The organism is Kitasatospora sp. NPDC088346 (assembly GCF_044740765.1).
Lineage (GTDB): Bacteria > Actinomycetota > Actinomycetes > Streptomycetales > Streptomycetaceae > Kitasatospora.
Genome location: NZ_JBIURH010000024.1, coordinates 17,140 through 27,406 on the forward strand (window position 1 = coordinate 17,140; position 10,267 = coordinate 27,406).

The following is a 10,267-nucleotide window of genomic DNA, read 5'->3' on the forward strand; positions in this document are numbered from 1 at the left end:
GACCGTCGGGCAGGCCGAGGACCAGTCCTCCCGGTTCTCCACTGAGTTCGGCTCGTCAGGGTGAACCTTGGCGAAGTTCCTGATGGGTCTGGAGCGGTGGCTGTAGCCGTGATGTGTGAGATATGCGGACGAGGGCGGGCTGACCCCCGCGGGGTGTGAGCGCCGACAAGCGGTCCGGAGATCGCCCACACCCCGACCACCAGCTCCTGGCTCAACCGGATTGAGGCCCAGTTCACCGCCCCGCGCTATTTCGCCCTCGACGGCACCGACCGCGGCAACCACAAGGAACAGGGCAGCATGGATCCGCCGCTACATCATCTGGCGGAACAACACGCCGCCGACGCGCGCCTACGAGCAGTAGTCGACAGGGCGAACGTCGCCTGAGCCGCCATCGCGGACATCGGCCAGGTCACCCTTGGGCACCCGGCTCGACCGGGCGGACATACCACTCCGAGTGGAAGTCCGCTTGCAGGACCACTTCGTCCTGCCGGAGGTAGTCGGCGTTATGAAGGACGACTCCGCTCACCACAAAGTGGCTGACACTCGAGTCGGTTGCGCATCTCACGGCCACGTCCGCTGGAATGGTGTATCGACGGCCACTCCAGCGAACGTGACCCCGGTCGGCTTTCCCCACCGCCACCGACAGCGCAGCAGACTCGTCAGAAGAGGGCGAACGTTGCTTGATGCGGCACTAGCCCAACCGTGTGGAGCGTCCTTCTCTTCCAACCGGCGCTGCAGTGGTGCGGCACGGTGCGGTCGACGAGGAGGATCTGGTCGGGCGGGCCGGATGGCGCCGGGCCGGTCGCCGGGGCGGGGTGTCGCGCGGCAGGCGCCGGAGGATGCTGCAGGCGCGTTGAGGAGGTCCTGGTGGAGGTCGGCGTGCCGCTCGTAGCGGGTGCGGAGTCGCTGGAACTGGTGCGGCCAGGCGAGGCTCGCCCAACGACCCGGCGTACCAGTGTCAGTGGCGTGTCGCGCGCTTCCTGGCGCCCCTGGCGGGGCGCGGTCAGCCCTTGAGCCAGTCCTGGTAACGGGTCGGTGCCAGGCGGGCGCCGGGGCCCGGGGTGAGGACGTCGCCGTGGACGGCGGCGAACAGGCCTGCCTGGTCGTCGACGACGACGGGGCGCCGGTCACCCCGCGCGGCCAGCGTCATGCGGCCGATCTCGTCGAGCGTGAACGTGTCGGGCCCCGCGATCTCGAGAATCCCGCCGAGCGGAGTGCCGGTCGCCACGTCTGCGAGGACGTCGACGATGTCATGGCTGGCGATCGGCTGGAGCAACGTCGTGGGCAGTCGCACCTCGGTCTCGTCCGAGGTCCACGACATGGTCGGCTCCATGAACTCGAAGAACTGCGTGGCGCGCACGATCGAGTAGGGCGTCGGACCGCCGCGCAGCAGTTCCTCCTGGAGCGCCTTGCCGCGGTAGTAGTCCAGTTCGGCGACCTGGTCCACGCCGACGATGGACAGCACCACCTGGTGGCGTACCTCGGCCCGCTCGCCTGCGGCGAGGAGGTTGCCCACCGTGGTTCGGAAGCACTCGATCGCCTGCGCGTCGAACGTGGGTGAGTTGGTCACGTTCACCACTGCCTCCGCGCCGGCGAGCACCGTGTCGAGGCCGACTCCGGTGAGCAGATCGACGCCGGAGGACAGCGACGCGGCGGTCACCTGGTGGCCTCGTGCGGTGAGCTCGGTGGCGAGCTGCGAGCCGATGAGTCCGGTGCCGATGACGGTGATCTTCATGGTGCGCCTTCCCTCGTGAGTCGAGCCCCACAATCTCGGATAGCCGATATCCGGGATAATACTCGGATATCATGTATCCGAGTTGGAGGCGGCATGAAACTGTCCGGTGGCGTGGAGTGGGCACTGCACTGCTGCGTGGTGCTGACCGCGGCCGGCGATCCGGTGCCGGCGGCCAGGCTGGCCGCGCTGCACGACGTGTCGCCGAGCTATCTGGCCAAGCAGATGCAGGCGCTGTCCCGCGCGGGCCTGGTGCACTCGATCCAGGGCAAGACCGGCGGCTACGTCCTCACCAGGAAGCCCGAGGAGGTCAGCCTGCTGGACGTGGTGCAGGCCGTCGACGGGGCGAGTCCCGCGTTCGTCTGCTCCGAGATACGTCAGCGCGGACCGCTGGGGACCCCGCCGGAGCAGTGCACGAAGCGATGCCCCATCGCCCGGGCGATGGGAGCGGCCGACGCGGCGTGGCGCGCGTCGCTGGCCGCCGTCACGATCGCCGACCTCGCCGCGTCGGTGGAGGTCGACAGCGGCCCCCAGGCCCTGCCGAGGATCGGCGCCTGGTTGAACGCGGACCCGGGCGATCGGCCTCGCTGATCGTGTTCGCCTCCGTTGTTGACGAACGTCACCGGCGTCCGATCCCGCGCCGGTCAGCGGCTGCCACTCGGTGTGTCACCCCCCTTGGCTTGCGGGCGCCGGTGGGGGCGGTTCTCATGGTGTGGGGCGCTTCCTCGGTGCCGGGGAGCCGTGTCGTGACCACGGTCCGCCTCCCGGGGAACCCGGGAGGCGTGGGTTCCGGGCCGTCCGCCTCGTCGTCCTGCGACCGTGCCTACCCACCGACCGCTGGAGGCGGAGAATGGGCAGTGTGGAAGCGAGATCCGCCGGGACCACGGGAACGCCTCCCGTGGAAGCCGGCGAGATGCGACTGGAAGTCGTGATCCTGCCGGTCTCGGACGTTGACCGGGCGAGGCGCTTCTACGGCTCGCTCGGCTGGCGACTGGACGCCGACCTGACAGTCGAAGAGGGATACCGGGTGGTGCAGTTCACCCCGCCGGGTTCCCTGTGCTCGATCATCTTCGGCGAGGGCGTGACGTCGGCCCCGTCCGGCTCGGCACAGGGCCTCCAGCTCTCCGTCCACGACATCGACGCGGCCCGGGCGGATCTCGTCGAGTGCGGAGTGGACGTGAGCGAGGTGTTCCACGACATCACAGGCGTCTTCCACCAAGCCGGGACCCGGGGACGCGTGGACGGACCGGCTCCCGAGCACGCGGACTACGGTTCCTTCGTCTCGTTCAGCGACCCGGACGGCAACGGCTGGTTACTCCAGGAGATCAAGACTCGCCTGGAGGGCCGCTGACGGTGACGGGCCGATGCCACCCGACGGCGGGACGCGAAGGAGGAGTCCAGTGGTGACAACCCCGGGGCGTGAGCCCGAACTGCTCGGCCAGACCGTCGTCGTCATCGGCGGTAGCGCCGGCATCGGGCTGGAGACGGCAAGACGTGCCCGGACCGAGGGTGCCGAGCTCGTCCTCGTCGGTCGCGATCCCGGCCGGCTGGAGCGCGCGGCCGGCGATCTCGGCGCGCAGCGCACCGCTGCCTTCGATGCGACCGATCCCGCAGCCCTGGCGACGTTCTTCCAGGACCTGCCGACCCCGATCGACCATGTGATGGTGACGGCCGGCGGCCCGAGCTACGGGCCGCTGCTCGCGATGAGCGCCGCAGAGGTACGGGATGCGATCAGTGATCACGCGGTGCTGGAGCTCGAGGTCGCGCGAAACGCCGTCGGCCGGGTGAGACCTGGGGGCAGCCTGGTCTTCATGGGCGGCACCGGGGCACGGCGCGTCGGACGAGGTCTCGGGGTGGCCTCCGCCGCCACCAACGCGCTCCCTCCGTTCACCGCGGCCCTTGCGCTCGAACTCGCACCGGTACGTGTCAACCTGATCGCGGCCGGCTTCGTCGACACCCCTCTCTCGGCCTCGCTGCTGGGCGACCGGATCGAGGAACGCCGCGCCGAGCTGCGCGCGATGCTGCCGATCGGGCGCGTCGTCGAACCCGCGGACGTCGCGGCGTTGGCCATCCACCTCATGGTCAACACGGCGTTGACCGGCGCGACTTACGACATCGACGGCGGGCAGCAGTTCGTCACATGACGACCACGCCGAGAGCAACAAGGGCAACGGACGCCGCGTTCCCGCCACGGCTCGCCGCCGCTGCCGCCGGGGCTTGGAGGGCTCAGGCGGCGGGATCCATCCAGTCCAGTAGCCCGACGGTCACGACCGCGTAGGCGAGGTGCGGAACGATGTCGGAGATCCAGTCGGACGCGGACCACGTCCTGGGATCGGTGACGCCGAGTACCGTCATCGGTCCGTTGGTGCCGATCAGGACGCCGGCCGTGGTGACGGCGCACTGCACCGCCGTGCCCGGACGCCAACCTGCCGCACGTGCCAGTGCGACGGTGGCGCCGATGCCGAGCCCGGCGGCGTAGCCCGTGAGCGGCGCAAGGCCGGCCACCCGGTTCTCCTGGGCCTGGCCCTCACCGGGGATGCGCACATGCAACCTGTCGGCCAACGCGCGCAGCGTGACCTCCGGGGTGGAACTCGCGGCCCTGGCTCGCAACGCCATGTCCGCGTAGCCGACGATGTTGAGCGCCGTCGTACCGGCGGCACCCGCCGCGGCGCCGTAGAGCAGCGGCCTCATCACACACGTCATGACACTTCCTCCCGCCCTCGCCCGGAACAACGGCCTCCGTACGGCCACACGCGGGGCCACCCGATGACGATCTCGCCCGCAGAGGAACGCCAGGCTCCCGGCCGTCCCCGTCCCGCGACTCGGGAACCCGTGGCCGGACCGTCGGCCCCGGTGGCTGTCCGGCGGCGGCAGGTCCGGTGCCGGGCGGCGCCGTCCCGCTGGGCGCCGCCGCGGCGAACCCGTCCGCGCCGATGGGGCGCAGGAGTCCGCACGGCCCCTCTGCGCCCTGCCGCGCTCACCGTTCTCCGTTCATGCTCCCGCCCTTCCACCCCACCCGCACCTTGCGCCGTCCGGTGACGGAGTGCGCCGGCCCGCGAGCGTTCGCCCCCGGACGACCGGACGCACGGCGCCCGGTGGACCTCGCAGGGCCGTGCGACCTCACGAGCCTCAGTCGGCCCGGTGCCGGGCCTCGATGGTCTTGCCCGTGTTGGCGAAGGCCTTCGAGAGGTGGTGCTTGCCAACGGTGCCGACGACCACGCCGAGCATGCGTCCCTTGAAGTTCTTGCCTTCCCGGACCACGACGGCGTCCACCTCGGTCGTCCCGTCGGCCTTCGGCGTGAACGTGTACGTGTGGCCCGACTTTCCGCCCCACACGTTGGAGTCGGTGGTCGTCATGACGACGCGGTGGGGATCGGACCAGTCGTAGTGCAACCGTTCCCAGATCCCGGCCGAGCCCTCGGTGACGTCGGCCTCGTGGGGTCCCTGGTCGTGCACCTCGAGGTACTTGTCCGCGCTGTTGCCGAAGAGCTCCGAGCGCCCCGGCCCGAAGTCGGTGAGCCCGGCGACGAACTCCTCGGGTGTGGCGGCGATCGTCTGATGCAGATGAATCGTTGACATGAGCGCTCCTTGCCGTGAGCAGTCCCGCTCCGAGCGTCTCTCCGCGCCGTGCCGACTGCAAGCGTTCGGCACACGCCGGACGTCGGACGTCGCAGAGGCTCCCGGTGCCCGCGCGGCTCGGCGACCCCGACGTTTCGGCGTCGGCGGGCGAACGTCCGGTACGGCGTCCAGGGACCCGACCCCGCCGGCGATCACGGCGGAGGCGAGCGGAGACGTGGTCCGCCATGGCCGCGGCTCCGGGGCGGAGGGTCCAGGGAGAGGTGACGTTCGGTCACCGCCGGGACGGCCGACGGGTGATGGCTCGGGGCTCACCGGGCGGCCGGCTACGCCGTCCCCTGCTGTCCCCGGTGCGCCCGGGCCGTGGCCATCAGTCGGTCGAGTGCGTCCCTGGTCCGCACGAGGTCGGCGATGTGCGTGGAGAGCCGGTCGCGTTCCAGCGCCATCCGCTCCAGCGCGGAGTCGGAGTTCGCCTCGCTCGGCTCGTCGACGCAGGGCAGCAGCTCGGCGATGGTGCGACTGGACAGGCCCGCGGCGTACAGCCGCTGGATGAACGCGACCCGCGCGGCATCGCCGTCCGTGCAGTGCCGCTGCCCGCTGGCACTGCGGGTGCTGGTGAGCAGCCCCTGCTCCTCGTAGTAGCGCACGGACCGGACGCTGACTCCGGCCCGTGACGCGAGCTCGCCGATCCGCATGTAGTCCTCCCGGCCGTGTCCCGCGTCACAACAGCTTGCCTCTGACGTCGGTGTCAGGTTTTAGCGTAGCTGCCGTGCCCGACGTCCGGGCACGGCGACCGCGAAGGAGTCCCGAGATGACCCTGTTCACCGGCTACCGGCTCGGCGGCCTGACCTTGCCCAACCGGGTGGTCATGGCCCCGATGACCCGGGTGCGGGCCACCGTCGGCGGTCTGGCGACACCGTCGATGGCGACCTACTACGCCCAGCGGGCCACCGCCGGACTGATCGTCAGCGAGGGCGTGCAGCCGAGTCTGATCGGGCAGTCCAACCCGGGTACGCCGGGACTTCACACCGTCGAGCAGGTCGCGGCATGGCGGCTCGCGACCGCGGCCGTCCACACCAACGGCGGACGGATCTTCGCCCAGCTCATGCACGGCGGCCGGGTCTCGCACCCCGACACCACCGGCATGCAGCCGGTCGGGCCCTCGGCCGTCCCCGCCGTCGGCGACGTGTTCACCCCGAGCGGGCCGCAGGCCGCCCCGATGCCACGGGCCCTGGACACGGCCGAAGTGCCCGAGCACGCCCGGTCGTACGCCCGGGCCGCCCTCCGCGCCATCGACGCCGGCTTCGACGGCGTGGAGCTGCACGGCGCCAACGGTTACCTGATCTCGCAGTTCCTCTCCTCCAACGCCAACCTGCGCACGGACCGCTACGGAGGCCCGATCGCCAACCGGATCAGGTTCGCCGTCGAGGCCGCCACCGCCACCGTCGAGGCCGTCGGCAGGGACAGGACAGGCATCCGGCTCTCCCCGGGCGGAACGTTCTGGGGAGTGCAGGAGACCGACGTCCGTGAGCTGTACACCGCGCTGCTCGCCGAACTGGCCCCCCTCGGGCTGGCATACGTGCACCTCGAAGCCACCGCCGACGAGGAACTGCTCCTCACCCTGCGCCGGGCGTGGCCGAGCACCCTCGTCGTCAACCCCGTGCTTCCGATGGGGCCCAAGCAGACCGGCCGGGACGACGCCGACCGCTGGCTCGCGATGGGTGCCGACCTCATCAGCTTCGGCCGTGCCTTCATCGCCAACCCCGACCTGGTCGAGCGGCTGCGAGGCGGACTCCCGATCGCCCCCGTCGACGAGGCCACCTACTACCAGGGCGGCGATGCGGGCTACCTGACCTACCCGGCCCACCAGTACGCGGCCTGACCCCGAGCCGCGGAGCGGAACCGGAGCCGGCGGTGGTGCTCGGCCTCGCTCACCAGCACCACCGCCAGCCGTCCCGCCCCGACTTCTCATGGCTGGCCGGGCGTCACGCTTCCGGCAGGATCGGGCCCAGTGGCTTCCGGTGAGGCCGGGTCCCAGTGGCTGTGGTGGTGTGTTGCACGGCTCCTCCGGCGCAATCGAGTGCGTTGGGCTTTCCCGGCCGTCACGCTATGCCTGTTGGTCGCGCCACTGATCAAGGACCTGCCGTGTCCCGAATCCGACCCGCGGACGTATCGCGCTGCTGGAGGAGCGTTCTTCTCCCGCGATGTGGTGTACGACGGCCACCTCCCCCGGGGTGGCGACGGCGCCACGGGAACGTGGTGCAGCTCACCGGGAAAGGGTGACAGGGGGTTGTCGCGGACGGCTGCGATGGTCGACGGCATGACGATCACCGATGAGGACTGCCTCGCCGAAACCCTGGCATTCAACAAGGAATTCGAGGCCGCTGCCGCGAGCCGCCCGGCACGCGACGGGACGCTGGACGCGGCCGTGCTCGCCGCCCTCCGGCGCAACCGGCTCGGCGGTGACACGCCCCCGGCGCGACTGCCGCAGGGGCAGGACCGCGTCACCGCGGACGGGGTGAAGGTCCGGGTGTTCGTGCCCGACCACGTCGACGGCGTGTACCTGCACCTGCACGGAGGCGGCTGGGCGTTCGGCTCCGCGGACGGGCAGGACGAACGACTGTGGCGACTCGCCGAGCAGGCACGGCTGGCCGTGGTCAGTGTGGACTACCGCCTCGCGCCGGAGCACCCCTTCCCCGCCGGCCCCGACGACTGCGAAGCGGCCGCCCGGTGGCTGGTCGACCACGCCGCAGCCGAGTTCGGCATCCGACGGCTGCTGATCGGGGGTGAGTCCGCCGGTGCCCACCTGAGCGTCGTGACGCTCCTGCGCCTTCGCGACCGGCACGGCATCACCGGCGCGTTCCGGGCGGCCAACCTGCTCTTCGGCCCGTACGACCTGTCGATGACACCGAGTCAGCGATCCTTCGGCTCCCGGCGACTGCTGAGCAACACCGACACGCTGCGGCGGACCTATGAGCTGTTCACCCCGGGCATGGGGGCGGAACAACGCCGCGATCCCGAGGTCTCACCGCTGTTCGCCGACCTGGCCGGCCTGCCGCCCGCCCGGATCGTCGTCGGCACCGAGGATCCGCTGCGGGACGACTCGCTGTTCCTGGCCGCACGGTGGCAGGCGGCAGGCGCGCCCGTACAGCTCGGTGTCGTCGCCGGTGCCATGCACGGCTTCACCCTCTTCCCGCTGACCGCCACCGAACGGGAACAGCAACGCGAGCTGGACTTCCTGTCCACCACGGGACGGTAGCGTCGCCGGCATGAACCGCACTGCCCGGCTGTACGCACTGGTGGAGGAGCTTCGAGCGGCGGCGCCGCGGCCACGGACGATCGCGGCGCTCGCCGCGCGCTTCGAGGTGAGTACCCGCACCGTGCAGCGCGACCTCCAGGCGCTGATGGAGACCGGCGTCCCGGTGCGTACCATCCCCGGGCGGGGCGGGGGATGGTCGATCGACCGGGCGATGACCCTGCCCCCGATCCGCTTCACCCCCGAGGAAGCCTCGGCACTGGCCGTCGCCCTCGCCACCGCCGACGCCTCCGTCCCGTACGCCGGTGCGGCCCGGACGGCAGCCCAGAAGATCGCGGCCTCGATGACCGGCCCCGCCTCGGCGGCGGCACAGGTACTGGCCACCCGGATCGTCGCGCTGCCCTCGCCGTCCGACGCCACGGTCCGCACCGCAGTGGAACAGGCCCTCACCACCAACACGGTCCTACGGCTGTCCTACTCCGACGCGGCAGGACGCGAGAGCGACCGCGCGGTGGAACCGGCGGGACTGCTCACCGCCGACGGCCGGTGGTACCTCATCGCCTGGTGCCGCACGCGACAGGCCGGCCGGGGCTTCCGGCTGGACCGCATCACAGCGGCGGTGCCGACCACCGAGCAGGCACACACCCACGACCTGGCCGAACTGCTGCGCGGCTCGGCCGCGGCCGGCGCGGTGCAGCCCAGCACACTGGACCCGCTCACGCCCCGCTTCGAGAAACCGATGTCACCACTCCGGTGAACCTTTCCGGTCACGGTACTGGCGCGGCAGTGCGGCCCGCACCGGCCACGCCGCATGGTCCGACAGGTACGCCGCCAGGCCGAAGGCCGTGGTGGCCGGGGAGGTGAACAGTCGCTCGGCGCGGGTGAGGCCCCCCAGCGTTCCGAATGGAAAGGCCGTCCGTTTGGGGCGGGACCGGAAACCTGCGGAGCGTGGCGCTCTACACAAAGCGGGCACCGAACAGGCAGGCATCGCCTGCGGCTGACCTGACGCCCCTCTGCTCACCAGCCGTGATGCCCCGACCGGTCGGGGCATCACGCCATCGCCGTCCGTGGCCTGTGGCCGTGAGCTGCTCGGCACAGGTGATCAGGATCGTGGCGGTGCGGGCAGTCGCGGCCTGCACCGTGCTGGAGAGTGTCCGTGTCAGGACCTTGCGCGACGGGGGCTGCAGCCGAGGACTGCGTTGGCCGATCCCGCCGGATGGTGGGATCGGCCAACGCGGGTCTGGCGCCCCGTCATCCGACTGGTCTGGCGGGGTGTGGGTCAGGCTGGGTCCAGGACGGCGATCCGGCTGTTACTCGAAGTAGAGGGCGCCCTGGCCTGCCTGACCGAGGTAGTTCTGCCAACCTGCCGACAGCGCGACGTTGCCGCCGAAGCTGGTGCCGTTGCCGAGGTGGACCCCCACATTGCCGTCAGTACCCTGAGCAATCAGATCGGCCTTGCCATCACCGTTCACGTCCGCGAAGTACAGCCGACCCTGACCCGCCTGACCCAGGAAATTCTGCCAACCAGCCGACAACGCGACATTGCCACCGAAACTCGTGCCACTGCCGAGGTGAACCCCCACATTGCCGTCAGTACCCTGAGCAATCAGATCGGCCTTGCCATCACCGTTCACGTCCGCGAAGTACAGCCGACCCTGACCCGCCTGACCCAGGAAATTCTGCCAACCAGCCGACAACGCGAC

General features: G+C 70.9%; 11 protein-coding genes and 1 pseudogene. 7 read left to right on the top strand and 5 right to left on the bottom strand.

All coding sequences use genetic code 11. From position 1 onward, the window contains the following. Positions 1-174: 174 nt before the first annotated feature. Positions 175-384 (top strand): annotated as a pseudogene (locus ACIOFR_RS26185) (IS630 family transposase); the annotation flags it as partial. A gap of 619 nt (positions 385-1,003) precedes the next feature. Here the strand turns inward: ACIOFR_RS26185 and ACIOFR_RS26190 are convergent. Beyond that, positions 1,004-1,735 carry an SDR family oxidoreductase gene (locus tag ACIOFR_RS26190; protein WP_401001397.1) on the bottom strand — a complete coding sequence of 244 codons (732 nt, stop codon included), beginning with the start codon at positions 1,733-1,735 and terminating at the stop codon, positions 1,004-1,006. Between the two features lie 93 nt (positions 1,736-1,828). On the opposite strand from ACIOFR_RS26190, the gene ACIOFR_RS26195 reads away from it, so the two are divergent. The 3 genes from ACIOFR_RS26195 to ACIOFR_RS26205 all read left to right on the top strand — a co-directional run bounded on the left by ACIOFR_RS26195 (position 1,829) and on the right by ACIOFR_RS26205 (position 3,876). After that, positions 1,829-2,323: an RrF2 family transcriptional regulator gene (locus tag ACIOFR_RS26195; RefSeq protein ID WP_401001399.1), complete on the top strand. Its 495-nt coding sequence runs from the start codon at positions 1,829-1,831 to the stop codon at positions 2,321-2,323. A 322-nt stretch (positions 2,324-2,645) separates the two neighbouring features. After that, positions 2,646-3,083: a VOC family protein gene (locus tag ACIOFR_RS26200; protein WP_401001400.1), complete on the top strand. Its 438-nt coding sequence runs from the start codon at positions 2,646-2,648 to the stop codon at positions 3,081-3,083. Between the two features lie 49 nt (positions 3,084-3,132). Continuing rightward, positions 3,133-3,876 (top strand): SDR family oxidoreductase, encoded by a 744-nt coding sequence (locus ACIOFR_RS26205; protein WP_401001401.1) that lies wholly within the window; start codon positions 3,133-3,135, stop codon positions 3,874-3,876. A gap of 82 nt (positions 3,877-3,958) precedes the next feature. Here ACIOFR_RS26205 and ACIOFR_RS26210 read toward each other — a convergent pair whose 3' ends face one another. The 3 genes from ACIOFR_RS26210 to ACIOFR_RS26220 form a co-directional block, all read right to left on the bottom strand. Beyond that, a complete protein-coding gene (locus ACIOFR_RS26210) occupies positions 3,959-4,435 on the bottom strand; it encodes a hypothetical protein (protein WP_401001403.1) in 477 nt (158 codons plus the stop codon). A gap of 426 nt (positions 4,436-4,861) precedes the next feature. Then, on the bottom strand, positions 4,862-5,311 hold the full coding sequence (locus tag ACIOFR_RS26215) for a hypothetical protein (protein WP_401001404.1): 450 nt from the start codon (positions 5,309-5,311) through the stop codon (positions 4,862-4,864). A gap of 323 nt (positions 5,312-5,634) precedes the next feature. Next, entirely contained in the window at positions 5,635-6,003 is a 369-nt protein-coding gene (locus ACIOFR_RS26220) for a MerR family transcriptional regulator (protein WP_401001406.1), read from the bottom strand. A 116-nt stretch (positions 6,004-6,119) separates the two neighbouring features. On the opposite strand from ACIOFR_RS26220, the gene ACIOFR_RS26225 reads away from it, so the two are divergent. The 3 genes from ACIOFR_RS26225 (at position 6,120) to ACIOFR_RS26235 (ending at position 9,321) form a co-directional block, all read left to right on the top strand. Then, positions 6,120-7,190, top strand: a complete 1,071-nt coding sequence (locus ACIOFR_RS26225; protein WP_401001407.1) for an alkene reductase — start codon at positions 6,120-6,122, stop codon at positions 7,188-7,190. 438 nt (positions 7,191-7,628) lie between these two features. Further along, positions 7,629-8,567, top strand: a complete 939-nt coding sequence (locus ACIOFR_RS26230) for an alpha/beta hydrolase (RefSeq protein ID WP_401001409.1) — start codon at positions 7,629-7,631, stop codon at positions 8,565-8,567. A gap of 10 nt (positions 8,568-8,577) precedes the next feature. Beyond that, the gene (locus tag ACIOFR_RS26235) at positions 8,578-9,321 is read left to right on the top strand and encodes a helix-turn-helix transcriptional regulator (protein ID WP_401001411.1); all 744 of its coding nucleotides are present in this window, start codon (positions 8,578-8,580) and stop codon (positions 9,319-9,321) included. A gap of 553 nt (positions 9,322-9,874) precedes the next feature. On the opposite strand, the gene ACIOFR_RS26240 is transcribed toward ACIOFR_RS26235, so the two are convergent. Further along, the coding region (locus tag ACIOFR_RS26240; RefSeq protein WP_401001412.1) for an FG-GAP repeat domain-containing protein at positions 9,875-10,267 on the bottom strand (393 nt) is incomplete at its 5' end.